This is a genomic window from Sporosarcina sp. FSL K6-6792 (assembly GCF_038004885.1).
In the GTDB taxonomy this organism is placed as follows: domain Bacteria; phylum Bacillota; class Bacilli; order Bacillales_A; family Planococcaceae; genus Sporosarcina; species Sporosarcina psychrophila.
The window spans coordinates 3,509,043-3,534,443 of sequence record NZ_JBBOSA010000001.1 but is presented as its reverse complement, the minus strand read 5'-3'; the positions used below and the strand labels follow the sequence as shown (position 1 = coordinate 3,534,443).

Annotated in this window: 23 protein-coding genes; 1 reads left to right on the top strand and 22 read right to left on the bottom strand. The window is 44.5% G+C overall.

Annotation, left to right across the window (positions count from 1 at the left end; genetic code table 11):
* Positions 1-7 precede the first annotated feature (7 nt).
* The 18 genes from glyA to MKZ26_RS17210 form a co-directional block, all read right to left on the bottom strand.
* On the bottom strand, positions 8-1,258 hold the full coding sequence (glyA, locus tag MKZ26_RS17295) for a serine hydroxymethyltransferase (protein WP_340766920.1): 1,251 nt from the start codon (positions 1,256-1,258) through the stop codon (positions 8-10).
* Positions 1,259-1,401: 143 nt separating this feature from the next.
* Positions 1,402-1,950: a TIGR01440 family protein gene (locus tag MKZ26_RS17290; RefSeq protein ID WP_340766919.1), complete on the bottom strand. Its 549-nt coding sequence runs from the start codon at positions 1,948-1,950 to the stop codon at positions 1,402-1,404.
* Positions 1,951-2,219: 269 nt separating this feature from the next.
* A complete protein-coding gene (gene rpiB, locus MKZ26_RS17285; RefSeq protein ID WP_067213140.1) occupies positions 2,220-2,657 on the bottom strand; it encodes a ribose 5-phosphate isomerase B in 438 nt (145 codons plus the stop codon).
* A 621-nt stretch (positions 2,658-3,278) separates the two neighbouring features.
* On the bottom strand, positions 3,279-4,589 hold the full coding sequence (locus tag MKZ26_RS17280; protein WP_067213143.1) for a methyl-accepting chemotaxis protein: 1,311 nt from the start codon (positions 4,587-4,589) through the stop codon (positions 3,279-3,281).
* Positions 4,589-5,032 carry a low molecular weight protein arginine phosphatase gene (locus MKZ26_RS17275; RefSeq protein ID WP_187045919.1) on the bottom strand — a complete coding sequence of 148 codons (444 nt, stop codon included), beginning with the start codon at positions 5,030-5,032 and terminating at the stop codon, positions 4,589-4,591. Before MKZ26_RS17275 ends, MKZ26_RS17280 begins: the two co-directional genes overlap by 1 nt.
* 57 nt (positions 5,033-5,089) lie before the next feature.
* Entirely contained in the window at positions 5,090-5,593 is a 504-nt protein-coding gene (locus MKZ26_RS17270; protein WP_338654949.1) for a manganese efflux pump MntP, read from the bottom strand.
* A gap of 69 nt (positions 5,594-5,662) precedes the next feature.
* Positions 5,663-6,691: an L-threonylcarbamoyladenylate synthase gene (locus tag MKZ26_RS17265; protein ID WP_340766918.1), complete on the bottom strand. Its 1,029-nt coding sequence runs from the start codon at positions 6,689-6,691 to the stop codon at positions 5,663-5,665.
* 60 nt (positions 6,692-6,751) lie between these two features.
* Positions 6,752-7,309: a stage II sporulation protein R gene (locus MKZ26_RS17260; RefSeq protein WP_067213153.1), complete on the bottom strand. Its 558-nt coding sequence runs from the start codon at positions 7,307-7,309 to the stop codon at positions 6,752-6,754.
* Between the two features lie 44 nt (positions 7,310-7,353).
* Entirely contained in the window at positions 7,354-8,208 is an 855-nt protein-coding gene (gene prmC / locus MKZ26_RS17255; RefSeq protein WP_340766917.1) for a peptide chain release factor N(5)-glutamine methyltransferase, read from the bottom strand.
* The gene (gene prfA / locus MKZ26_RS17250; protein ID WP_067213157.1) at positions 8,201-9,277 is read right to left on the bottom strand and encodes a peptide chain release factor 1; all 1,077 of its coding nucleotides are present in this window, start codon (positions 9,275-9,277) and stop codon (positions 8,201-8,203) included. The genes prmC and prfA overlap by 8 nt, the downstream gene beginning before the upstream one ends.
* A 454-nt stretch (positions 9,278-9,731) precedes the next feature.
* Positions 9,732-10,337 carry a thymidine kinase gene (locus tag MKZ26_RS17245; RefSeq protein WP_067213160.1) on the bottom strand — a complete coding sequence of 202 codons (606 nt, stop codon included), beginning with the start codon at positions 10,335-10,337 and terminating at the stop codon, positions 9,732-9,734.
* A 184-nt stretch (positions 10,338-10,521) separates the two neighbouring features.
* Positions 10,522-10,752 (bottom strand): 50S ribosomal protein L31, encoded by a 231-nt coding sequence (gene rpmE / locus MKZ26_RS17240; protein ID WP_187045926.1) that lies wholly within the window; start codon positions 10,750-10,752, stop codon positions 10,522-10,524.
* 839 nt (positions 10,753-11,591) lie between these two features.
* Positions 11,592-12,875 (bottom strand): transcription termination factor Rho, encoded by a 1,284-nt coding sequence (rho, locus tag MKZ26_RS17235; RefSeq protein WP_067213165.1) that lies wholly within the window; start codon positions 12,873-12,875, stop codon positions 11,592-11,594.
* Between the two features lie 172 nt (positions 12,876-13,047).
* On the bottom strand, positions 13,048-14,013 hold the full coding sequence (glpX, locus tag MKZ26_RS17230; RefSeq protein ID WP_067213167.1) for a class II fructose-bisphosphatase: 966 nt from the start codon (positions 14,011-14,013) through the stop codon (positions 13,048-13,050).
* An 86-nt stretch (positions 14,014-14,099) separates the two neighbouring features.
* Positions 14,100-15,377 (bottom strand): UDP-N-acetylglucosamine 1-carboxyvinyltransferase, encoded by a 1,278-nt coding sequence (locus tag MKZ26_RS17225; RefSeq protein WP_067213170.1) that lies wholly within the window; start codon positions 15,375-15,377, stop codon positions 14,100-14,102.
* 19 nt (positions 15,378-15,396) lie between these two features.
* Positions 15,397-16,044 (bottom strand): fructose-6-phosphate aldolase, encoded by a 648-nt coding sequence (gene fsa / locus MKZ26_RS17220; RefSeq protein ID WP_067213173.1) that lies wholly within the window; start codon positions 16,042-16,044, stop codon positions 15,397-15,399.
* Positions 16,045-16,173: 129 nt separating this feature from the next.
* Positions 16,174-17,031: a class II fructose-bisphosphate aldolase gene (locus MKZ26_RS17215; protein ID WP_067213174.1), complete on the bottom strand. Its 858-nt coding sequence runs from the start codon at positions 17,029-17,031 to the stop codon at positions 16,174-16,176.
* A gap of 97 nt (positions 17,032-17,128) precedes the next feature.
* Positions 17,129-17,488, bottom strand: coding sequence for a response regulator (locus tag MKZ26_RS17210; RefSeq protein WP_340766916.1), 360 nt, complete (start codon positions 17,486-17,488; stop codon positions 17,129-17,131).
* Positions 17,489-17,635: 147 nt separating this feature from the next.
* Between MKZ26_RS17210 and MKZ26_RS17205 the strand changes: the two genes are divergently transcribed.
* Positions 17,636-18,148 carry a DUF2529 family protein gene (locus tag MKZ26_RS17205; protein ID WP_340767679.1) on the top strand — a complete coding sequence of 171 codons (513 nt, stop codon included), beginning with the start codon at positions 17,636-17,638 and terminating at the stop codon, positions 18,146-18,148.
* Between the two features lie 423 nt (positions 18,149-18,571).
* On the opposite strand, the gene MKZ26_RS17200 is transcribed toward MKZ26_RS17205, so the two are convergent.
* From MKZ26_RS17200 to icmF, 4 genes are all read right to left on the bottom strand, one after another.
* Positions 18,572-20,167 carry a CTP synthase gene (locus MKZ26_RS17200; RefSeq protein WP_340766915.1) on the bottom strand — a complete coding sequence of 532 codons (1,596 nt, stop codon included), beginning with the start codon at positions 20,165-20,167 and terminating at the stop codon, positions 18,572-18,574.
* Positions 20,168-20,527: 360 nt separating this feature from the next.
* Positions 20,528-21,100 (bottom strand): DNA-directed RNA polymerase subunit delta, encoded by a 573-nt coding sequence (gene rpoE, locus MKZ26_RS17195; protein ID WP_082786741.1) that lies wholly within the window; start codon positions 21,098-21,100, stop codon positions 20,528-20,530.
* Between the two features lie 533 nt (positions 21,101-21,633).
* The gene (locus tag MKZ26_RS17190) at positions 21,634-21,804 is read right to left on the bottom strand and encodes a hypothetical protein (RefSeq protein ID WP_340766914.1); all 171 of its coding nucleotides are present in this window, start codon (positions 21,802-21,804) and stop codon (positions 21,634-21,636) included.
* Between the two features lie 332 nt (positions 21,805-22,136).
* A complete protein-coding gene (icmF, locus tag MKZ26_RS17185; protein ID WP_340766913.1) occupies positions 22,137-25,394 on the bottom strand; it encodes a fused isobutyryl-CoA mutase/GTPase IcmF in 3,258 nt (1,085 codons plus the stop codon).
* Between the last annotated feature and the right edge of the window lie 7 nt (positions 25,395-25,401).

Genomic DNA, 25,401 nt, shown 5'->3' with positions numbered 1-25,401 from the left:
TTAGATATTATGCATATAGCGGAAATTTGTCCGTCAATGCGGTAACACGTTGCTGAGCCTCTTTCTTCACAGCTTCGTCTTCATGATTTTTCAGAACCTGCGCCATGATTGAGGCGATTTCTCGCATTTCTTCTTCCTTGAAACCACGTGTTGTAACAGCTGGCGTTCCAAGTCGTACTCCCGAAGTAACAAACGGGCTTTCAGTGTCATATGGAATCGTGTTTTTGTTCGTAGTGATGCCGACTTCATCTAGTGCGTGCTCTGCAATTTTACCCGTGATTTCAAGTGAACGCAGGTTAAGCAAAACCAAATGGTTATCTGTTCCGCCGGATACGATGTCTACACCTTCAGCTATTAGCGCTTCAGCTAATGCTTTCGCATTGCTCTTCACTTGTTGGATATACGTTTTGAATTCCGGTTTCTGTGCTTCGCCAAATGCCACCGCTTTTGCAGCAATAACGTGCATCAATGGTCCTCCTTGAACTCCTGGGAAGATTGACTTGTCAAGTTTACGACCAAATTCCTCTGTAGAAAGAATAAGTCCACCACGAGGTCCGCGTAATGTTTTATGCGTTGTCGAAGTGACGAAGTGTGCATGTGGAACTGGGTTTTGATGTTCGCCGACTGCTACAAGCCCTGCAATATGCGCCATGTCGACGAATAGGTACGCGCCCACTTCATCCGCAATTTCACGGAACTTAGCAAAATCAATTTCACGTGGATAGGCACTCGCACCCGCTACGATCATTTTCGGCTTATGCTCAAGCGCTTTTTGACGGACATCTTCGTAGTCAATTAGCTCATCTTCCTTGCTCACTCCGTAATCAACAAAGTTATACAATTTACCTGAGAAGTTAACTGGGCTTCCGTGTGTCAAGTGACCGCCGTGCGAAAGATTCATACCAAGAACTGTATCTCCAGGCTCAAGTACTGCAAAATAAACAGCCATATTTGCTTGTGCACCAGAGTGCGGCTGAACGTTTGCATATTCCGCGCCGAAGATTTCTTTCACTCGGTCACGTGCAATATTTTCAACGACGTCGACATGTTCGCAACCACCGTAATAGCGTTTGCCAGGGTAGCCCTCAGCGTATTTGTTCGTTAAATAAGAACCTTGTGCTTCCATAACTGCTTCTGTTACGAAGTTTTCAGATGCAATTAGTTCAATATTTGACTGTTGACGCTTTTTCTCCGCCATAATCGCTTCGTATACTGCCTCATCTTCACGTTGTACGTTGCCCAATTTGTTCAATTCCATATTCTCATTCCCCTTCATCATCTATTTTTTGTCCAGTCTACAGCGGCCAGACGCTCGGGGTCGCAAGTCATTTTGCTGTGGGGCTGAAGAACGCCTCCTCGCAAACCGTCTTGCACCTGTCGCGTCTATGCGGGCCGCTTCCGCTATTCTAAATATGTTGCTCTAATTCCACCTATTAACTTCGGTCTGGTTGTTGCGACCGTGACAACTGCATTGCCGATTTGCCCAATTGATGTGCGTAAAGGGACAGCAACCCGTTTCAAATGCATGCCGATTAATGTTTGTCCAATATCGATGCCTGCACTTGCGCGAATTTCCTCTACAACTACAGGGTCATTCATATGCTGATAGGCGTAGGCCGACATTGAACCACCCGCATCTATCATTGGAATGACTGAAACTGGCTCTAGCATGAACTTTTCAGCCGCGTGACGTTCAATTGTCAGCGCCCTGTTAATATGTTCACATCCTTGGAATGCAAGAAATAGTTTATGTTTTTTGGCAAAGTCTTTTAAGGGGTCGTATAGCGCTTTTCCAATTTCAAGCGCCCCTCCAGTACCGATTCGTTTACCGGCAATTTCAGAGGTCGAGCAGCCGATAACGAAAATTGTGCCCGGTATAAGGTCTGTCTGTTCAGCCACTTCCGCTAAAAGCTGCTCGAGTTGAAGCTTCCATAAATTCAAAGCGTCCAATTTATACCACCTGCCTTCTTATGGTGTCTAGCTCCAGCGGCCAAATGCTCGGGTCATAAGTCGTTCCCGCTGTGCGGCAAAGTACGCCGCTTGGGCCTGCAGGATGCAGGTCATGCAGTCGTTGCGACACGACGTCGCGAACTTAGACTGCCTTCCTTTTCACGTCTTATGCCTGTCGCGGGCCTACAGGATGTAGGTCACGCAGCTATTGCCACAGGAAGTGGCGTACTTAAGCTGCGTTCCTTTGATACGGCGCCTTCCGCTTTTCGTTAGTTTTCCAGTTCCATGAGCTTGCCGATGCGGCGTTCATGGCGTCCGCCTTCGAATTGCGTGTTTAACCAAGCTGCAACTACTTCCCTTGCATGACCGGGTCCGATGACACGTTCTCCCATCGCGAGGATGTTTGAGTCGTTATGCTGCCTTGTGGCTTTCGCACTGAAGACGTCATGAACAAGCGCACAGCGGATACCTTTTACTTTATTTGCTGCAATAGACATGCCAATCCCTGTTCCGCAAATAAGAATGCCTCGGTCGAAATCTCCCGATGCTACTCCATTTGCGACGGGTGTCGCATAGTCCGGAAAGTCAACTGCCTCATTCGAATCCGGACCAAGATCTACAAATTCCAATCCTAACTCTGCTAATAACTTGATAATTTCCTGACGAAGATTGTTTCCGCCATGGTCTGAAGAAATCGCGATTTTCACAGGATCCCTCTTTTCATAATATACTCACAACTCATTCTATCATTTTTCGGCAAAAAAAACACAGCCCTAATGAAAATTGGGCTGTAAATCGAATTTTCTTATTGTCTAGCTACAACACCTAACTCCTCGAGTCGCTTCAGAACTGCCGAAAAAGGCAAAGTACGCCTTTATCTTCAAGCCTTCCAGCGCTTTTCGGGGCTGAACAGGCACTTACACTTTTCTAAGTGTCCAGCTACATCACCTAACCCTTGGACCTGCAGGATTCAGTGGGGAAGGATCGAACTTCATCCCCCATATTACGACAGGACGTCACGTCTTCACGCTGCTTCCACTTTTCGTTATGTCTAGCTACAGTAGCCAGACGCTCGGGTCATAAGGCGGCTCAGCTCTATGTGGCAAAGAACGCCACTCGGGCCTGCAGGATGCAGGTCATGCAGTCATTGCGACAGGACGTCGCGACCTTAGACTGCCATCCTTTCCGCCTTATGCCTGTCGCATCTTAACGGCTGCTTCCGCTTTTCGTTATGTCCAGCTACAGTAGCCAGACGCTCGGGTCATAAGGCGGCTCAGCTATGTGGCAAAGAACGCCACTACGCAGATCCGCCTTATGCCTGTCGCATCTTAACGGCTGCTTCCGCTTTTCGTTATGTCGAACTGGCTAATGACATTATAAAGATCTTCGGATTGGCTCTTCAGTTCACTCGCCATCGCATCTGCCTGTTCAATGGATTGAACTTGTTCCTCTGTTGCTGCTCCGACTTCAAGCGCACCAGCGGATGTTTGTTCCGCAATTGCTGCAACTTCCTGTGATTGGCGTGCGGTTGTCTCTATATTTGTCAGCTGAAGTTCGACAAATTTCGTGATTTCAACGACAGAATCTGCCATACCGTTCACTTTAGACGCCATTGCTTCGACATTTTCACTCGTTTCATTGGCACGGTCTGCTTCGGTCGCCGCCGTCTTCACTTGTTCTTCCATTTCCTTCACGACTTTTGTAACATCGGTTTGAATAGTTACTACAAGATTAGAAATTCCCTGTACTGCTTTGGCGCTTTCATCGGCGAGTACACGCACTTCTTCTGCAACTACCGCAAATCCTTTACCATGTTCACCTGCACGCGCCGCCTCGATGGATGCGTTCAGCGCCAATAAATTTGTCTGTGCCGCAATGTTACCGACAAGCTGGACGATTTCACCGATTTTTTGTGCATTATGATCCAGTTGCCTAATTGTGCCAAGTGATAGTTCACTTTGTGAAGACATATTTCGGATGCCATCGACAAGCATACGGAATACCTCTGTCGTTCGTACAAGTTCCTCAAGCATCTCTTTTGAGCGTTCAGATGAATCTTCAGCCCTGCTGCTCACTTCAACAGCCAATAACCGAACATCTTCAATCGCTTCCGCTGTTTCTTGGATAGCGATCGCCGATTCCTCTGCGCCAGAGGCTATTTCCTTGATCGTAGATGCTACTGCATCCGCCTGTCTCGCAGCGGCTCCGGTTTCAGCAGATAAGCTATCAACTGTAGTGGCCGTCTTTTCATAATTCGTCTCAATTTGCCCAACTATCGTACGCAAATTAAGGACCATATGCTGAAACGCTTCCGCCACTGAGCGGATTTCATCAGACGAGTTCGGCAGTACAATATCCGTTCCGATTTCACCATCTGCGACTTTGTTAGCCGCTTTCTCAAGATTTTGTAATGGTTTCGTTAAAATCGTACTGAAGAGTGCCGCTAACACGCCCGACCAAAATATTCCCATTCCATATGTCATCACTGCAAACCAGAACGGTTCAAATTTCGGAAAAAATTGTGGTTGTACGACATTAATGAATAAGGCACTCGTTGTGTAAGTGACAATCGCAAGTATTGTTATAAATAGAATAAGCTTTCTCTTTAATCCAAACTTTTTTCCCCTTTTTTCTCTCATCACGATTCCTCCATCAATTTCTGTTCAAGCACATCGATAATTCCCGACAACTCATTGAACACATGCCGATATGTATCGATATCGCCTCCGTACGGGTCATACACATCGCCAGTTGAATCCGGTTTCACAAATCCTTTTAGTGTAAATGTTTTGTATTTTACTTCTGGGTGGGAGTAAATGAGATTTGCTTTGTGCCCTTCTGTCATTGTTAAAACAACATCAGCCCACTTCAAATCCTCACTTGAAACAGCTCTTGAAACGGGCGTGTAAAGCATGTCCGCTTCTTCGATAAGCGTTTTCGCGTTCAGAGAAATCGGCCAGCCATCTTGTGCGTGAACACCCGCTGAACGAACTGACACATTCTCAATCCCTCTGGAACGAAGAATTGCCTCTGCCATCGGGCTTCTACACGTGTTTCCGGTGCAAATCAAATATATATTCATTTTTTCACCCTCTCTCTCTAGAATAGCCGAGTTTTGCGAATAAAGAAACATCAAATTTCAACGAAAACATGACAATACTCCTATTATTATTAACGCGAATCCTGCAATTAGTCTTAGTGCTTTCCCATTTTTAAGGCCAAGACGTCCTTTTAATAAGAGCGCTGCACAGGAAAAAATAAAAGTAAACGCTCCCGATGCCACGATAAATAGAACTTTATCCATTTGGAGCATACCAAATGAAACACTCACTGAAAAAGCGTCGATACTTACGGCGAATGCAATGATAAAAGGAGAAACTTGTTTCGATGAAGAGCTCGGTGTATCACTTTGTAACAACATATGTATACCTATCAACCCAAGCATTACGCCTGATAATATACTGCTCCACACTGTAAATATATGTGCGGATAACTCCCCAGTAACGAATCCAAGAAACGGGAAAGCCATATTAAGAAATGACGTCCAAAGCGCTAACGTAAGTTTCCCTTTATTTACTTGCAGGAATGAATAAATGACTAAAACATCTAAGGTCGTAATGCCAGCCGCAAATAATTCCGCCAAAATAAAACCTCCCCGAATACCGCATCGGTTCATCTTATGCGGCATTTGAGGAGGTCATTCGTATTAGCTTCAGTTCATAAAGTGTTTTCCTTCGGCCGCTTTCATTAATCTGTTCATGACAGCGGCGCCAACTCCAGCCAAGTCCGTTTCAACAGCTAGAATAAGATCCGCTTCCGTCAAATCACACTTACGGAGCGCTCCGTATAAATTTGTCGCCATTGCTTCATTGTTACCTGCCACACCAATTGCAAAGTACCAATCAGCGCCTGAAACGCCCAATTCATCTGGCCCAATCAGCGCGACCTTCTTGCCTTCAGCATGAAGCTTATCAATAGCTGCATAAATTTTATCCACGTCGTAATTAATGACATAAAGAGGAGCTTCCGGTGCATAGTGCAAATACTTCATACCTGGGGAACGTGGTGCTTGTTCACCAGGCGACTTTGTTTCAGAATTTACAGGACCAACGATGCTCTCAATCATTTCTTGCGTTGTCCCCCCTGGCCGTAAAATAGTGGGCGGAATGGTCGTCATATCCAATACGGTTGACTCCACGCCAACACCAGTTTGTCCACCGTCAAGAATGAGTGGAATGAGCCCATCAAGATCTTTATGTACATGAGCCGCTTCAGTTGGGCTCGGTTTACCGCTTCGATTTGCACTCGGTGCTGCAAGCGGTTCACCGAGTGCGCGTAGAAGTCCTAATGCAACCGGATGATCCGGCATTCGTACGCCCACGGTCTCAACGCCGGGTGTTACGTTCGGGGCGATGACGCCTGGTATTTTGTGAAAGACAAGCGTCAATGGACCAGGCCAAAACGTATCCATCAGCTTTTCTGCATCTGCGGAAATATCCGTCGCATAGTTGAAGACTTGTTCTTTATTACCTATATGTACGATGAGTGGGTTATCGGAAGGTCTTCCTTTTGCTTCGAATATTTTTTGTACCGCTAACTCATCAGTTGCAAGTGCGCCTAAACCGTATACTGTCTCCGTAGGAAACGCGACGACACCGCCACTTTTTAAAATATCCACAGCCTGTTTATAGTTTCTTTCGTTATCCATAAAGTTATCCACTGAAAAAACTTTTGTTTCCATGAGCTAACCCCCCACTTATACACATTTTAACCACTTTATCCACAAACTTTGTTAGTAACTTTATGCGAATAGCCCTTTTATCCACTCCCAGACGAAAAAAGTGACTTTTTCCTCTTCTTCCTCTTTCTTATCCGGGAAACAGATTTTCGGGAACATTGCACACCACCAGTTATCCCCACGTCCACTACCAATTGTCAAAATATAGGCATCATATGTTGCTTGTGGGCTAATAAATAGACCCGACCGCTTCGGTGGAAATAATGCTTCTTTTCGTTCAAGTGAAATAGTAGCACCGTTTGACATGGCGTTAGCAATTTGAAGGATTTCACTTTCTAGTGCGACCAAGTTATCCCCAAGTTCTTGTTTCGAATGTGACTTATTCACCGCGTTTTCGATTAGCGGCTGTATTTCACGTTGAATCCCTATTTTAATCTGCTGATCTGCAGGCGTATCTGAATGGGCAAGCAACCTGAAACGGATAGCATCATCCTCTTCCGTCGCCGTTAGGAATACCGCTATGAAGGCCTGAATAATGATAAGCAGGATAATAAATTCAATATAAGGCACCAATTTTTGAACTATAGTTTTCTTTCTTATAATCTCGTAGTCTGTTAACATCTTTATCCCCTCCTACTCTGCATTGTTGCCAGAGTAAGGGGGATTTATTCACGAGTCTCGCAAAATATCATTCGATCTTTGCCGTTAATATCTTTTACTGTTTCAACTAAAGCCTCCGGAAATGCCTCTGTGAATAACTTATGCACATCTGGCCCCTGAAGGTAACCGATTTCGACTGCGACGAGGGAGGGCTTGTTCATAAGTGGCGGCAATGTTTCAGCAAGTTTTCGATAAAAGTAAAGTCCATCTTCATCCGCAAATAATGCATTATGCGGTTCGTGATCGAGGACTGTACCTGACATTAAAGTCGCTTCATCATGTGCGATATAGGGCGGGTTGGATAACACGACATCCCATTTGTCCTTCGCGATCGGTGCAGTAAGATCGCCTTGCAGGAAAGTCACGTCGGCGTCATTTGCTTTTGCGTTATGCTTCGCGATTGCAAGCGCACCTTCACTGATGTCCGTTGCAGTAACGAGAGCTTCGGACCATTCTTTTTTGAATGAAACTGCGATTGCACCGCTACCTGTTCCGATATCTGCAACGGTAATTTTTTTAGTGGCGAAGAGTTTCTGGCTTCGTTCAAGCGCACCGTAAACGAGCTCTTCTGTTTCTGGACGCGGGATAAGAACATTTTCATCCACTTTGAAGGTGTAGCCGTAGAAACCTTCTTCACCAATTACATATTGTACGGGTCTTCCTTCGAGCAGTTCGTCGGTTTTATCCCAAAAGTCCTTGTGTTGTTCGCCTGTAAGTTGTTCCTGTACATCCGCAAATAAAGAAGCCCTAGACTTTTGTGTTACGAATTCCATAAGGAGCTGTGCAGCATGTGGTTCAATGCCTTGTTGTTCCAATAAAGAAGAAGCCCGCTGAAGAGCTTCATAGATTTTTTCAGTCATTACGATCCAAACTTTCTAGCCGATATGCCTGTTCTTCCATAATAAGTGCGTCGATAACTTCATCGAGTTTACCTTCAATAATCTGATCAAGTTTCTGGATCGTCAGGCCGATACGGTGATCAGTTACCCGATTTTGTGGGAAGTTGTATGTGCGAATCCGCTCAGAACGGTCGCCTGTACCGACTGCTGATTTCCTTTTTTCATCGTACTCATCTTGGATTTCACGTGTGAATTTATCAGAAACGCGTGCCCGTAATACTTTCATCGCTTTTTCTTTATTTTTGATTTGCGATTTCTCATCTTGAATCGACACCGTGATGCCAGTTGGAAGATGCGTCAATCGAACGGCGGACATTGTTGTGTTGACCGACTGACCTCCAGGACCGGATGATGCAAATGTATCCGTCCGAATATCTTTTTCATGAATAACAATTTCAACTTCTTCTGCTTCAGGAAGGCAAGCGACGGTTGCTGTCGATGTATGTGTACGCCCACCGGATTCAGTTTCCGGGACCCGCTGTACACGGTGCGCTCCGTTTTCATATTTCAATTTTGAATAAGCACCCGTTCCATTAATCAGGAAAATAATTTCTTTAAAGCCACCGAGTTCTGTCGGAGACGAATCCAACACTTCAACTTTCCAGTGGTTCATTTCCGCGAAACGGCTGTACATGCGGAATAAGCTACCAGCAAATAATGCTGCTTCATCGCCACCTGCTGCGCCCCGGATTTCCATAATAACGTTCTTGTTATCATTCGGATCTTTTGGCACGAGCAATAACTTTAACTTTCCTTCGAATGATTCGATTTGGTCTTCCAGTTCGGAAACTTCCATTTTGACAAGTTCTTTCATTTCATCGTCGAGAGATTCGTTCAACATTTCTTTGGCGCTTTTAAGTTCAGCTTTTGCATGTTTATAGTCACGATAGACTTCAACTTTTTCCTGTAAGCCGGATTGTTCTATCGAGTACTCACGGAGTTTCGTCATGTCACTTACTACCGCGGGATCACTGAGCATTTCATTCAAATGATCATATCGGTCTTCTACTGCTTGTAACCTTTCAAACATTGTTGACACCTCATTTTCAGGACTGTTTTGTACGTTTATTGTACGGGAAATCTCTTAGTAAATACAATTATTTCACTGATGCTGACGTTGTGCGTGTAGTTCGCAACGTTTTGGTGAATGTAGACAACGTCGTAGCGGAAGTAAGAAACGTTTCGCACCAAGTTGGCAACGTTCTTACGGAACTTAACAACGTTTCGATAGGTTCACAACGTTTCGGCGAATGTAGACAACGCTTCGCACGAAGTTCGCAACGTTCTTGCGGAAGTTAACAACGTTTCGCGAGGTTCGCAACGTTTTGGTGAATGTAGACAACGTCGACGCTGAAGTAAGCAACGTTTCGTTCGAAGTTCGTAACGTTACAGAAAAACTAGACAACACTCCAAAGAAACACCAACACCCGCACCCTTTCACACTAAAAAACCCGCCCTCTTCTGCCGGACGGGCTTGATTGCTGTTATCCTTTTACAGTTGCTGCAGCTGTTACGCCTTTTGGTACTTCGTGGTGCTTGCGACATCTTGGTTCGTACGCTTCTGAAGCGCCGACTAGAATAATGGGATCATCATAGCCCGCAGGCGTGCCGTTAATGAGACGCTGCGTTCGGCTAGAGGGCGAGCCACACACTGTGCAGACAGCCTGTAATTTGGTAACGTGTTCAGCCACAGCCATTAGACGTGGCATCGGCCCGAATGGTTCGCCGCGGAAATCTTGGTCAAGTCCAGCAACGATTACTCGGAATCCACGATTGGCCAATTCCATCACGACGTCAACGATACCTTCGTCGAAGAATTGAGCTTCATCGATTGCGATTACGTCATAATCTTCGGTGACAAACTGCTCAATATGGTTTGAGCTGGCAATCGGATTCGCGATAACAGTTGTCCCATTATGGCTGACGACGGCTTCTTCACTAAAACGATCATCGATTTCCGGTTTGAATACCGCAATTTTTTGTTTAGCGAACTGCGACCGTCTTATTCGGCGAATCAATTCCTCGGATTTCCCTGAAAACATACTACCGCAAATGACCTCAATCCAACCGCCTTGCATTGTTACGTACATGGTGAATCTCCTTCCAGTTGCCTCTATATAATTATTTATTTTCATATCATTAGATTATCTATCATACCCTAAAACCAGTCGCATTTAACGTCTTTTATTTCAGACCTAAATGTGTTAGTCACATTTTTCTCCAAAAAGAAATACCCGCCCGGCGCATGTGCACCTGACGGGTATTGTGAAAATCTTACTCTTGGCCTTCTTCTTCGCGGCCTTCTTCTTTGAGACCATATTTTTTGTTGAAGCGGTCGACACGTCCGTCCGCTTGAGCAAATTTCTGGCGTCCAGTGTAGAATGGGTGGCATTCCGAACAAACTTCAATTCGGATGTCCTCTCTTACAGAACCTGTTTCAAATGTGTTACCACATGAACAAGTAACAGTTGCTACTTTATAAGCTGGGTGAATTGCTGCTTTCATCAATCTCTCTCCTTTCGCCCTGAACCATCTGGAACAGAGTTGTATTATAAGACTGATGCCTTACACGGTCCGTATTCGTCAACCGTATATGCACGCAGATATTATTTAAGTTACCTAAAATATTATAACAAGTTTTTTTTGTAGATGCAACTATTTTATTTACTACGACATATGTTGCAATAAAGAATTCCATTGAATTCGCTTGTTCTAATACTTAGATTGAATTAGAAATCCTGCTATTACCGCTGCGGCGCTTTGTGGATGCCTCTCGCGATAAGCCAGAAAGAAAACCGCTTTCAGTCTTCTGGCTTCGGCTACCCCGAAGTCGTACCTTCGCTAAATAGTTTATATTAGAAATCACATTTCGTTATCAGGGATGAGATCTTTTACAACCTGTGGTTCCATGAACTGAGAGAATGCATTTAAATACAGTCCCAAATATGGGGTAAGTTAGATTTCTTACTATTATCTCTTCAGTTGGCAATGAAAGACGCCTGCATTGGATATTTCTAAGAAATGGGCAAGCTATAGAATTGGGGGTAGCGCCCGAAATTTTATCTTCGGGTGCTTTGAAAATAAATAGAGAAGAATCTATTCTGTTATTATAAAAAGCAAGCGCACTATTACTTTGGCCATTATAGGGGAGCGAAGGGCAAATAACGGTAACAGGATTACCGAAAAGAGCGCCAACCTCAGTGACGAATTCACTAAGGTTGGCGCTTGTTCTGACGGTAATCGTGTAGCGTTCACTTTGTCCAAAGCGAACCGAAAATAGGCCAACGGGAGACCACACAGCCTTTATCTTCAAGCATTCCATCTATCAAAGAAATTGAATTCGATTATAGCAACCCTTTACCATTACGGTGGGCTTTCATTTCGTCATTTAATTTATCGAAGAACTCTTCGTTTGTTTTTGTCAGACGCAATTTCTTCATGAAACGTTCTGTAAAGTCATGTGAATCGGAAAATGTTTTACGAATTGCCCATAGCTTTTCAAGCTGGTCAGCTGGAATAAGCAATTCTTCTTTCCGTGTTCCTGAGCGGCGTATGTCGAGCGCTGGGAAGATGCGTCGTTCTGCAAGATTGCGGTCAAGATGCAGTTCCATATTGCCTGTTCCTTTGAATTCTTCATAGATGACTTCATCCATGCGTGAACCTGTGTCGATCAAAGCCGTCGCAAGAATGGTCAAGCTACCGCCTTCTTCAAGATTACGTGCTGCCCCAAAAAATCGTTTTGGACGATGGAATGCAGCTGGATCGATACCACCTGACAGTGTACGTCCACTTGATGGAATAACAAGGTTATACGCGCGCGCAAGTCGTGTGATGGAATCCATAAGAATGATTACATCACGCTTATGCTCTACGAGTCGCATCGCCCGTTCTAATACAAGTTCCGCCACTTTGACGTGGTTTTCTGGTAACTCATCGAATGTTGAGCTGACGACATCAGCCTTAACGGAGCGTTCGATATCAGTCACTTCTTCTGGTCTTTCATCAATCAGAAGGACAATCAGTTCCGCGTCAGGATGATTCATTGTAATTGAATTCGCAATTTCCTTCAACAACAGTGTTTTTCCTGCTTTTGGCGGAGCGGCAATGAGTCCACGCTGACCGAAACCAACCGGCGAGATAAGATCCATAATACGTGTCGATAGCTTTAATGGATCCGTTTCAAGTTTGATATGACGGTCTGGATAAAGAGGTGTTAGTGCTGGGAAATGCACGCGTTCACGTGCTACTTCTGGATCTTCTCCATTGACAGCTTCCACTTGTAGAAGACCGTAATAGCGTTCCGATTCTTTTGGTGGCCGAACTTTCCCACTTACTTTATCACCGTTTCGAAGATCGAAACGTCGGATTTGTGAAGCGGATATATAAATATCTTCCGAACTTGGTGAGTAGTTGATTGGACGAAGGAAGCCGTAGCCCTCGGATTGAATAATTTCAAGAACACCTTCCATGAAGAAGAAGCCTTCTTGTTCCGCCCTCGATTTCAATATAGCAAAAATAAGTTCCCTTTTCGTCAACTTGCTGTAATAAGCAATTTTATATTCTTTTGCATGGGCATATAACTCTTTTAAAATCATATTCTCCAACGCTGATATTGTTAGCACTGTCATCTTTTGGCACCACTCTTTAGGTTAATGGGTTGAATTTTTGAGGTTAATCTAGGAAGGTATATCATAATGAATATATCCTGAAGGTCCACTTCAGACGAGGACCTCCTGGATATATACAGGTACTTCCTATACAAGCGAAGATGCCCGGTTTATGACCGGGCGATGAGCTATATCAGTCTTGCATGACAAGCAGAGGTTTTTTCTCCATGCTGTGACGGCCTTCAACAAAACGAATTGTGCCGGACTTCGAACGCATGACTAATGAATGTGTTTCACAGTAACCGCCTTTAAATTGCACGCCACGAAGAAGTTCTCCATCTGTTACGCCAGTTGCAGCGAATATGGCGTCGTCCCCTTTGACAAGGTCGTCCATGTAAAGCACTTTGTCGACGTCGATTCCCATCTTGATACAACGTTCACGTTCTGCATCATTTGAAGGAACCAGTCTACCCTGTATTTCGCCGCCAAGGCATTTCAATCCAACTGCAGCAATAACACCTTCTGGTGCGCCGCCAAGTCCGAATAAAATGTCTACTCCGGTTTCATCAAACGCAGTATTGATGGCTGCTGCAACGTCACCATCATTGATAAGCTTAATGCGTGCGCCTGAAGCCCGAATTTCTTCGATGATAGCAGCGTGACGTTCCCTGTTAAGAACAGTTGCAACAATGTCACCAATATTTTTATTTTTAGCCTTAGCAACAGCCATAAGGTTTTCAGTTACGGATGCATCGATATCGATTTTACCAACCGCTTCAGGGCCAACAGCGATTTTGTTCATATACATATCTGGTGCATTAAGAAGATTGCCTTTATCCGCAATAGCAAGAACTGCAAGTGCGTTCCAGCCGCCTGCTGCGACAATATTTGTTCCTTCAAGCGGGTCAACAGCGACGTCCACTTCAGGACCAATTCCAGTCCCTAGCTTTTCACCAATATAAAGCATCGGTGCTTCGTCCATTTCCCCTTCACCAATTACGACAATCCCTTGCATCGGAATAGTATCGAATACTGTACGCATTGCTGTTGTTGCAGCGTCATCCGCCTCATTTTTCAAGCCGCGTCCCATCCAGCGTGAAGCTGATACTGCTGCTGCTTCTGTAACACGAACTAATTCCATCGATAAACTGCGTTCCATTTGTGTTCCTCCTGGTATACGGTTAAATCCCGTAAGTTTTGCCACTCTGACTAATTATAGCATATTTTTTTCTAGTGCTGGGTCGTTCATTCGCCCACGATTGCTTCTTTCGAAATCGACACTTTGCGGATATCCGCTCCAATTCCCTGAAGTTTTTCGATAAGGGAACTATACCCGCGCTCGATGTGCTGAATTTCTTGTACTTCCGTCACTCCGTCGGCAATGAGTCCCGCAATAACGAGCGCGGCCCCTGCGCGAAGGTCGGATGCGCGTACTGTTGCCGCCTGAAGTGGCGTCGGTCCAGCTAGAATCGCCGACCGCCCTTCAACGCGTGCATCAGCATTCATTCTAGTGAGCTCGTCAATATGTTTAAATCTAGCCGAGTAAACCGTATCCGTAATGACGGAAGGTCCGGCTGCTTGCGATAGTAACACCGAAAATGGCTGTTGGAGATCCGTTGGAAAACCTGGATATACAAGTGTTTTCACATCGACGGCTTGCAGATTTCTCGACTTTGGAATGAAGATTTGTTCTTCTCCTTCAACAATATCCACACCCATTTCACGAAGTTTCGCCGTGAGCGCCTCAACATGGAACGGTATGACATTGTCAATTGTAACGCCATCGCCCGCTGCTGCGGCCATAATCATAAAAGTACCTGCTTCAATTCGATCAGGTATAATTGTATGTTTTGTACCGTGAAGTTTTTCCACGCCATCTATACGAATGACATTCGTTCCTGCGCCCTTGATTTTCGCACCCATATTGGACAACAGTGTAGCGACGTCAATGATCTCAGGTTCCTTCGCTGCATTCTCAATTGTCGTACGACCCTTTGCGAGAACTGCTGCGAGCATGATATTAATTGTTGCACCAACACTGATAACGTCCAAATAGATTTTTGCACCGCGTAATTCTTCCGCACGCAAATAAATAGCACCGTGTTCGTTGGTTACTTTCGCGCCTAGCGCTTCGAAACCTTTGATATGCTGATCTATAGGTCGTGGCCCCAGATGACAACCACCTGGCAAGCCGATGACTGCGTGCTTGAATCTTCCAAGCATCGCGCCCATCATATAGTAGGATGCACGAAGCTTCTTCACGTTACCGTTTGGAAGTGGCATCGACATCATTTCTGTTGGATCAATCGTCATCGTTCCTTTATTAAATTCAACTTTCCCACCGATATCTTCCAGTAGCGCCTGAAGGGTAACGACATCCGAAATTTCTGGCAGTCCTTCGATTGTAACTAGGGAATCAGCCAGAATAGAAGCAGGGATAAGTGCAACTGCACTGTTTTTAGCGCCACTCACTTTAATTGAACCTCGTAATGGTTTGCCGCCTGTTATTTTATAAACGTCCATATGACTCTCCTTTGATGCCTTACTTGTTCTTTCTAGTTTCCCAGTCCGCAAGAAATGCTTCGATTCCTTTATCCGTAAGTGGGTGCTTGAATAGCTGCGTCAACACGTTGAAAGGTGTCGTTGCAATATCTGCACCACTTAGCGCTGCGTCTGTAATATGCTGTGGGCTGCGAATGGATGCAGCAATAATTTCTGTTTTGATATTGTGGATTGAGAAGATATCTGCAATTGTAGAGACCAATGCCATGCCATCTTGTCCAATGTCATCGAGTCTGCCGAGGAATGGGGAAACATATGTCGCTCCTGCACGTGCTGCAAGAAGTGCCTGATTTGCACTGAAGATAAGTGTTACGTTTGTTTTGATGCCTTCCTGTGAAAAGACCGCACAAGCTTTCAATCCTTCAGGTGTCATTGGCAATTTCACCGTAATATTTGGAGCAATTTCCGCCAATACTCGTCCTTCTTTGATCATGCCTTCAGCATCAAGTGCGATGACTTCTGCACTGACTGAACCAGGGACAAGTGCTGCAATTTCTCGCAACCTATCATGAAAAGGTACATCTTCTTTCGCAACAAGTGAAGGATTTGTTGTAACTCCTGATAGTATGCCCCAAGTATGCGCTTCTTTGATTTCTTCAAAATTAGCTGTATCGATGAAAAACTTCATGAATAAAATCCCCCTTATAATGAATGAATACTCTATAGTAAATACTTTATGAAGAGCTCCGAAAAACTCTTAAAAGAAGGAGAATACATCACCATTGATGTTTCTCCTCTTTCTGTTAACTACGTATAATTAAGCTTTTTGTGAACTACCGAATTCGCGCATTTTACCGATAACCGTTACTTTGATGGCATCGCGCATTGGCGTCAAGAATTTACGAGGATCATAGGCTTCAGCGTCTGCCGCAAGTGTTTCACGTACAGCTTTTGTTCCTTGTATTTGGTTTTCTGTATTGACGTTAATTTTAGCCGTTCCGAATGAAATAGATTTTTGGATATCTTTTATCGGAATACCTGTTCCGCCATGAAGGACAAGCGGTAGGTCAGATTGACTTGAGATTTCTTCCATTTCCTTGAAACCAAGGTTTGGCTCGCCTTTATATGGTCCGTGGACTGATCCTAATGCAGGTGCAAGACAGTCGATTCCTGTTTTGTCCACAAGCTCTTTACATTCTGCAGGGTTCGCATAAATGACGCCTTCAGCAATAATATCGTCTTCCTGGCCTCCAACGACCCCAAGTTCTGCTTCTACAGAAACTCCCCGTTCATGCGCATAATCAACTACACTTTTCGTAATTTCAATATTTTCTGCAAGTGGTTTTGATGAAGCGTCAATCATAACGGAAGTGAAACCTGCTTCAATTGCTTCTTTACATTTTTCGAAGCTTGAACCGTGATCCAAATGAATTGCAACAGGAACTGTAATTTTATAATCGTGCATAAGACCTTTCACCATGTGGACAACCGTTGTGAAACCGCCCATATAACGTGCTGCACCTTCGGATACCCCAAGGATAACAGGAGATTGTTCTTCTTGTGCCGCTAGTAAAATCGCTTGCGTATATTCAAGGTTGTTTATATTAAACTGACCTATTGCGTACCCTTCTTTTTTCCCTTTGATCATCATTTCTTTCATGGAGACAAGTGCCATGCGAATTCCTCCTTAGGATCTTGAAAAGAATAGTGTGATTATTGTATACCACCAATATCATAACAAAAACAGCCAGTGTTTACCACTGCCTGCTTTGTCAGTTTTCAAACATTGCGTTCACCGCATCACGGACTTCATAAATATCAAACGGCTTAGTAAAATATTTCATAGCCCCAGTTTTCAATGCATCTTCTGTTAATTCAATTTCACCGTACGCAGTCATCATGATGACTGGTATCTCTGGCCAGCCAATTTTTAATCTTTTTAAAACCTCTAATCCATCCATGCCCGGCATTTTCATATCAAGCAGGACACAGCCTGGCACTTCTTGTTCCACCGCTTGGAGCGCTTCTAATCCGTTCGCCGCGAGGGTTGTTTTAAACCCTTCCCGGCGGAACACTTCATCCAGCAAAAGTCGAATCCCCTTTTGATCATCCACAATTAAAAGACTTTTCAATCTCCATTCCCTCTTTCTGCAATCCCATGTTGTTATACCTACTTATTTGACAAATGTCACAGATACCCTTCTTTTTTTGACAAAACTTTGTCCTTTGCTTTCCATGCTCCCTCTTCCTATAATGAGGTGGAGGTGGTAGTTTTGAAAATGTTGACGACACAAATCAGCGGACTTCTTCAGCGTATCGCCGGAAATGGTGAAGAATCTATTGAAGAAACAGCCCGTCTTCTCGCACAAGCAACAATTGGCGAAGGTCGTGTTATTATTGCGGGATTCGGTGAAATGGAGGCAGTTACCGCAACCGCCTTTCACAGTACCGATCCACTTAGTGGTGCCGTTCGTTATGAGTTTGGGATGGACATAACAGCAGCCGACCGGATTTGGCTATTAACTCGGTCTGCGATGGATAGGCCTGCATTGGAACTTGCACAGCAACTTGCTGGACGCTTCATTCCTTTTGCCGCGCTCGCCGCTGAAAAACCGGGCAGCAGCAATGAACTTGCAGAATTATCATATACATATATATCGACTGAGCTTACACGTGGTTTATTACCAGGTGACGACGGTGAACGGATTGTTCAGCCGCATGCACTCAGTGCGTTGTTTATTTATGAAGCTGTGAAGATTGCCTATGATGAAATGATTTTAGACAAGGATTAAAAACAAGTAAAAGCTGCACATAAGCGGGAATTCTCCGTTTATGTGCAGCTTTTTTTAGTTGGTGATTGGTTGAGTGACCGATATGCTCGGGTAGACGATGGATATGCTCGGTTCCTGATATATATGATCGGGTAGACGGCAGATATGCTCGGTTCCTGATATATATGATTGGTTAGCTGGTGGATATGCTTGGTTCCTGACATATATGATCGGGTAGATGCCGGATATGCTCGGGTACCTGACATATATGATCGGGTAGAAGACGGTTATGCTCGGTTACCAACACATATGATCGAGTAGACGATGGATATGCTCGGTTCATGATATATACGATCAGTTAGATGCCCGATATGCTTGGTTGAGCAACATATATGATCGGTCGTGCGCTATATATGGCTAGTCCAACAAGTTGCAACCGAAACGTTATTCTTTTCCAGCGATTATCGCTCCTAGGAACTCGCGGAATAGCGGTTGTGGGCGTGTTGGGCGTGATGCAAATTCTGGGTGGAACGAGACACCGACAAAGAATGGGTGATCTTCTAATTCTATGATTTCCACGAGTTGTTCATTCGGGCTTATACCAGAAATCCTCATACCTGCAGCTTCGAATTGCTCGCGGTATTCATTATTAAATTCATAGCGATTACGGTGACGTTCGTAAATCAACTCTTCGCCGTAAGCAGCACGCGCTTTCGTTCCTTCTTTTAATTTACATGGGTAAGCGCCAAGTCTGAAGTAACTTTCTGGATTACCATTACTTTCAGGAGGACTCTCAATAATTTGATTTTCCGTGTCTTTATCAAATTCAACTGAATGAGCTTTTTCGATCCCCATAACATTGCGTGCGTATTCGACTGCAGCTAATTGCATGCCTAAGCCGATTCCGAAAAACGGGATGCCATTTATACGGGCATAAGTAATTGCTTCAATTTTACCATCGATACCGCGTTTTCCAAAACCAGCTGGAACGAGGATTCCGTCGACATCCGATAATAATTCAGCTGCACTCTGTGCTGTTACATCTTCCGAATTGATCCATTTTATTTCAATTTCTGTGTCGAAACCGTAACCTGCGTGGCGAAGTGCTTCAACCGCAGAAATATAGGCATCCTGCATTTCAACATACTTCCCGACAAGTCCGATGCGAACTTTTTTCGAAAGGGATTTCACAAGTGTTACCAGTTCTTTTATTTCTGTCATATCCGGTTGTTTCGTCTCAAGTTCAAGGAAATCTACGACGATTTGATCCATATTCTGTTCATGCAATCTAAGCGGTACTTCGTATAGCGTTTCCGCGTCAAGTGCTTCGATGACTTCTTCTGGTTTGATATTACAGAACAACGCAATCTTATCTTTCATTTCTTGCGGTACTGGATATTCGCTTCGTACAACAATCATATTTGGCTGAATTCCGAGACTTCGAAGTTCCTTAACACTATGCTGTGTAGGTTTTGTCTTCATTTCACCAGCTGCATGTAAGTAAGGAATAAGGGTGTTATGAATATACATAACGTCACTTTTTCCAAGATCCGTTTTCATCTGACGAAGTGCTTCTAGGTACGGGAGGGATTCGATATCGCCGACACTGCCACCAATTTCTGTAATGACGACGTCTGCGTTCGTTTCTTTTCCAGCACGTTTGATCAGGCTTTTGATTTCATTTGTAATATGAGGGATGACTTGGACAGTTGCTCCATTGTATTCTCCGCGACGTTCTTTTTGTAGGACAGATGAATATACTTTCCCCATCGTAACGTTCGAATACTTGTTCAATTTGATGTCAATAAAACGTTCATAATGACCTAGGTCTAGATCCGTTTCTGCCCCATCTTCTGTAACGAAGACCTCACCATGCTGTAAAGGACTCATCATTCTTGGGTCAAGATTAATGTATGGATCGAATTTTTGGATTGTCACCTGAAGTCCTCGAGATTTTAATAGTCGTCCAAGTGATGCTGCGTTGATACCTTTACCTAGTGATGAGACAACGCCACCGGTTACGAAAATATACTTTGTCATGTTTTACTCCTCCATTCGTCTGGTTCGTTCTAGTTAAATCAAATTCGCCTTGACGTAATTGCGTACAGATCAAGTAAGGAAGTTAGCGTAAATGCGTCGTTTCCTTGCGACAACAGCTAACCAACCTGCATCATGCAGGCCGTGAGTCTACTTAATTCATTCCCATCAAAATCTGTGACATCCGCCGGAGGCTTTAACATTATTCAGCAGGGGTTTGGAGTTCTGCGGAATAATGTTAAAACAATAAAAAGCGCCCCGTCTGTAGACAGTATCTACAGGAGGAGCGCATATACACTGGTTCATGTCCATTTAAGGAGCCCAGTCAAAATGTTATAGTGTCGGACGTGTGAAGTCAAGTAATTATTCCTTGATTTCATCCTCGTCTTCATCTTCCTCTTCTTCGTCTTCTTCATCAAGCTCAAGCTCTGCATCATCAGGGATGATTTCAAGCTCGTCGTCTGGATCAATAAGATCTACTTCGATCTCGACAACGTCTTCTTCTTCCTCGTCGTCGTCATCGTCGTCGTCTTCATCGTCATCGATTAGTTCATCGAATTCTTCATCGAACAACTCATCCTCGTCATCCTCGTCTTCAATGATGTCGTCGTCTTCAAGCAACGCTTTTTTCTTTTTCTTCTTGCGTACTTTTACGACTGGAGCTGTTTCTACTTCGATTTGATCGACCGGATACCATTCGCGCAATCCCCAACGGTTGTCGTTGATAGCAAGGAATCTCCCGTCAATGTTCATGTCTGTATAGAATTGTTGTAATTTTGTTCTCATAACTCGTTCAGTTATGCCATTCAGTTTACGGATTGCGTCCATCAGCTGAAGCAATGTTAGCGGTTCTTTTCTTTCCGCCAAAACCGCATATGCGATATCAATCATCGATTCTTCTATCAGTTGTTCTTTCGTCATTTCACGGATGTTCAATTAACGCACGTCCTTTCTATAAACACAAACATACTTATCATTATAAACAATACAGTCCAAAATATGCTACATTCTTTTATTCTTTTTGGAGTGTCGAAGTTCTGTCACACAAATAAACCCCAAATAAGCCCCAGAAAGTAAAAAAGGGATAGCACCTAATCCTTTATCATATAGCAGAAAAAAGAGGGTGGCAAGGGTGGCTATGATCAATATATGTATATATAGTTTCACGCCCGCACCCCTTCCAGTCATTCTCTCTATTATACGTGAAAATTACAAGCAATATCCATATAAAAGAAAAGTACATACCAAACACTTTCCAGGGGAATAATGGACATAGTGATTTCATTCAATACCGCTACGGCGCTTGGGGATGGCTTCGGCTACCCCTTTAAGGCGCCTTCGCTTGATTTACATGGATAAAGAAATCCTAGTAGCATGGAGAAAATAGCATGGTGGCAGCAACTGGCACTACACACTAAATAAAAAATACATACCACACAACCCCTAAAGGCATAAAGGTCATAGAGATTTCATTCAACTCCGCTACGGCGCTTGGGGATGCCTCTCGCCATAAGCCAAGCAGCTTCGCCGCCAGTCTTATGGCTTCGGCTACCCCTGTAAGGCGCCTCCGCTTGATTTACATGGATAAAGAAATCCCAGTAGCGTGCAGAAAAACGCATTGTGCCAGTTACTGACACCATTTGCGCCCTTCAAATTGTGGCAGCACCTGGCACCACACACTGGGTAGTACGGGCAACAATAGAGCATTCACCCGAAGCGTACGACTCACACTTACACCGGCACTACACACTCACGCAAAAAGGAAAATCCGTGCTAAACCGAAGTTTGCACGGATTCGTGGCCTATAGGATGTAAATCATGCAGTTGCGCTTTTAGGCTGCCATCCCTAATTGTCCAGCTCCAGCGCCCAGACGCTCGGGTCATAAGCCAGACCGGCTACGCGGTAAAGGGCACCGCTTCGACGATCCGTCTTATGCCTGTCGCGTCTAAACGGCCGCTTCCGCTTTTCGTGTTACATATTCCGTCTATACTGCCCGCCTACTTCATATAGCGCGTTGGTAATTTGCCCTAAACTTGCCACTCTCACCGTTTCCATTAGTTCTTGGAAGATGTTACCGCCTGAAACAGCTACTTCTTTCAGCTTCTTCAAGGCTTCTTCGGTTTGATCGGCATGCAAGTTTTTGAATGCACGTAAGTTGAGGATTTGTGTTTCTTTCTCGTCTTGTGTGGCACGCGCGATTTCCATGTTATCGACGTCATCAGACGACGGTGGATTCGGGTTCAAGTATGTGTTAACACCAATAATTGGCAACTCACCTGAATGCTTTTTCATTTCATAATGCATCGATTCTTCTTGAATTTTACCGCGTTGGTATTGTGTTTCCATCGAACCGAGCACGCCGCCGCGGTCATTTAAGCTTTCAAATTCGCGCAAGACCATTTCTTCAACGAGATCCGTTAATTCATCGACAATAAATGCGCCTTGAAGCGGATTTTCATTTTTCGACAGGCCGTGCTCATTTGTAATGATCATTTGGATAGCCATCGCACGACGAACTGATTCTTCCGTTGGCGTTGTAATGGCTTCGTCATACGCGTTCGTATGGAGCGAGTTACAGTTATCCTGCAATGCCATAAGCGCCTGCAGCGTTGTGCGGATATCATTAAAATCAATTTCCTGCGCGTGCAAGCTGCGGCCTGATGTTTGGACATGGTACTTCAATTTTTGACTACGTTCGTTGGCGCCGTATTTCTGACGCATCGCGACTGCCCAAATACGACGAGCAACGCGCCCGATAACCGTATATTCCGGATCAAGACCATTCGAGAAGAAGAACGATAAATTCGGAGCGAAATCATCGATATTCATGCCGCGGCTCAAATAATATTCTACATATGTGAAGCCATTTGACAGTGTGAATGCCAATTGGGAAATCGGGTTTGCGCCTGCTTCTGCAATATGGTAGCCAGAAATCGACACTGAGTAGTAATTACGTACTTTTTCATCGATGAAGTACTGCTGGATATCCCCCATCATGCGAAGCGCGAATTCCGTCGAGAAGATACATGTATTCTGCCCTTGGTCTTCTTTCAGAATATCTGCTTGCACTGTTCCACGAACTGCTTGAAGCGTTCCTTCTTTGACTTCAATGAATTCTTCAACCGTTAGTGCCCGCCCAAGTTTTTCCTCGTTGATGCGCACTTGTTGATCGATTGCTGTATTCATAAACATGGCAAGAATAATCGGTGCTGGACCGTTAATCGTCATGGAAACAGACGTTGCCGGTGCACACAGATCGAAACCTTCGTACAGTTTTTTCATATCCTCTAACGTACAAATACTGACGCCAGACTCCCCGACTTTCCCGTAAATATCTGGACGTTCATCCGGGTCTTCTCCGTACAATGTCACAGAGTCGAACGCCGTTGACAGTCGTTTCGCATCGTCATCTTTCGATAAATAGTGGAAACGACGATTCGTCCGTTCCGGTGTTCCTTCTCCGGCAAATTGACGTTTTGGATCTTCGCCTTCACGTTTGAATGGGAATACGCCAGCTGTATATGGATAGGACCCCGGGACGTTTTCTTTATAAACCCAGCGAAGAATTTCACCGTAATCTTTGAATTTCGGCAACGCGACTTTCGGGATTTTTAATCCTGAAAGACTTGTAGTTGTCAAAGCAGTGCGCAGTTCTTTACCACGAACTTTTGTGATGAATTCATCGCCCGCGTAGGCTTCTTTCAATTTATCCCAGTTTGCGAGGATACGTTTTGACTCTGACGTCAATTCTTCTTTAATGCCTTCCGCAAGTGATTGCAGTGAAGTCACGAGCGCATCGTCTGGCGCTTGTTCGTTGACCGTTTGAATGGCTCCTTCGAGCTGGAATAATTTGCGTGCAAGCGTTTCCTGCACTTCAGATTTTTTATGGTACCCACGGACCGTATCTGAGATTTCACGTAAATATTGCTGACGGTCGTTCGGGATGATGACGTTTTGTTTTTGTGTTTTGACGAATTGTCCGTAAGACGTTTCCCAGTCTAAACCGCATTTGTCGTTCAATACGGAAACGAGTGCTGCAAAGAGTGAATTCGTCCCTTTGTCGTTGAATTGGCTTGCGATTGTGCCATACACTGGCATTGTATCGAGATCTTTATCCCATAGAAGATGACTGCGCTGATACTGTTTTTGCACTTGGCGCAATGCATCTTCAGAGCCTTTACGTTCGAATTTATTGATGACAATCAGGTCTGCGAAATCAATCATGTCAATCTTCTCAAGTTGTGTCGGCGCACCGAATTCGCTTGTCATGACATACATCGAAGCATCGGAAACTTCCGTAATTTCAGCATCCCCTTGCCCGATTCCACTTGTTTCAACAACGATTAGGTCGAAACCGACTGTTTTCACAATGTCTAACACATCCCGAATCGCTCCAGAAAGCTCTGTACGGGAACCACGTGTCGCGAGACTTCGCATGAATACGCGCTTATTGAAGATGGCATTCATACGAATACGGTCACCAAGTAAAGCCCCACCTGTTTTCTGTTTCGTTGGGTCAATCGATAGGATTGCGACTCTTTTTTCCGGTAGTTCGTGGAGGAATCTACGAATTAATTCGTCAGTAAGCGAACTTTTCCCCGCTCCACCTGTTCCAGTAATCCCAAGAACCGGCGTGTTTTTAGATAGTGTACGTGCTTTTTCAACAACTGCAGCCGCTTGCGCGTCGTCCTGACCGTACATTTCTTCCACGTACGTAATGACATTCGCTAGGATTTCGGGTTGGTCGACAGTTATTTTTTCAAGGTTTTCCATTTCATTGTCAGTCGCTGTGAGGTAATCACATTGCTCCAACATCCGATTAATCATCCCTTGAAGACCCATTTTGCGCCCATCTTCAGGAGAGAAAATCCATGTAATACCGTAGTCATGCAGTTCTTTGATTTCCTTCGGGATGATAACTCCGCCGCCACCTGCGTAAATGCGAATATGCGGTGCCCCTTTTTCCTGAAGAAGGTCATACATGTATTTGAAATATTCAACATGCCCGCCCTGGTACGAAGACATCGCAATTGCTTGAACGTCTTCCTGAATGGCCGCGTTGACAACTTCCTCGACTGAACGATTATGCCCCAAGTGAATTACTTCTGCGCCGCTCGCTTGCATAATACGACGCATGATATTGATGGATGCGTCATGCCCGTCGAAAAGACTCGACGCTGTAACGAACCGGATATGGTGTTTCGGTTTATAAATCTCAACTGTTGCCATATGTGGA

Bases quoted from the DNA above. Each gene is read 5' to 3' on its own strand.
- rpmE (WP_187045926.1), bottom strand. From the start codon at position 10,752: ATGAAAGCAGCAATTCACCCAGCTTATAAAGTAGCAACTGTTACTTGT.
- MKZ26_RS17245 (WP_067213160.1), bottom strand. From the start codon at position 10,337: ATGTACGTAACAATGCAAGGCGGTTGGATTGAGGTCATTTGCGGTAGT.
- MKZ26_RS17200 (WP_340766915.1), bottom strand. From the start codon at position 20,167: ATGACAAAGTATATTTTCGTAACCGGTGGCGTTGTCTCATCACTAGGT.
- MKZ26_RS17280 (WP_067213143.1), bottom strand. From the start codon at position 4,589: ATGAGAGAAAAAAGGGGAAAAAAGTTTGGATTAAAGAGAAAGCTTATT.
- fsa (WP_067213173.1), bottom strand. From the start codon at position 16,044: ATGAAGTTTTTCATCGATACAGCTAATTTTGAAGAAATCAAAGAAGCG.
- MKZ26_RS17205 (WP_340767679.1), top strand. From the start codon at position 17,636: ATGTTGACGACACAAATCAGCGGACTTCTTCAGCGTATCGCCGGAAAT.
- glyA (WP_340766920.1), bottom strand. From the start codon at position 1,258: ATGGAATTGAACAAATTGGGCAACGTACAACGTGAAGATGAGGCAGTA.
- prmC (WP_340766917.1), bottom strand. From the start codon at position 8,208: ATGACTGAAAAAATCTATGAAGCTCTTCAGCGGGCTTCTTCTTTATTG.
- MKZ26_RS17265 (WP_340766918.1), bottom strand. From the start codon at position 6,691: ATGGAAACAAAAGTTTTTTCAGTGGATAACTTTATGGATAACGAAAGA.
- icmF (WP_340766913.1), bottom strand. From the start codon at position 25,394: ATGGCAACAGTTGAGATTTATAAACCGAAACACCATATCCGGTTCGTT.
- prfA (WP_067213157.1), bottom strand. From the start codon at position 9,277: ATGTTTGAAAGGTTACAAGCAGTAGAAGACCGATATGATCATTTGAAT.
- rho (WP_067213165.1), bottom strand. From the start codon at position 12,875: ATGACAGTGCTAACAATATCAGCGTTGGAGAATATGATTTTAAAAGAG.
- MKZ26_RS17225 (WP_067213170.1), bottom strand. From the start codon at position 15,377: ATGGACGTTTATAAAATAACAGGCGGCAAACCATTACGAGGTTCAATT.
- glpX (WP_067213167.1), bottom strand. From the start codon at position 14,013: ATGGAACGCAGTTTATCGATGGAATTAGTTCGTGTTACAGAAGCAGCA.
- MKZ26_RS17275 (WP_187045919.1), bottom strand. From the start codon at position 5,032: ATGAATATATATTTGATTTGCACCGGAAACACGTGTAGAAGCCCGATG.
- MKZ26_RS17190 (WP_340766914.1), bottom strand. From the start codon at position 21,804: ATGGTGTCAGTAACTGGCACAATGCGTTTTTCTGCACGCTACTGGGAT.
- MKZ26_RS17260 (WP_067213153.1), bottom strand. From the start codon at position 7,309: ATGTTAACAGACTACGAGATTATAAGAAAGAAAACTATAGTTCAAAAA.
- MKZ26_RS17215 (WP_067213174.1), bottom strand. From the start codon at position 17,031: ATGGCACTTGTCTCCATGAAAGAAATGATGATCAAAGGGAAAAAAGAA.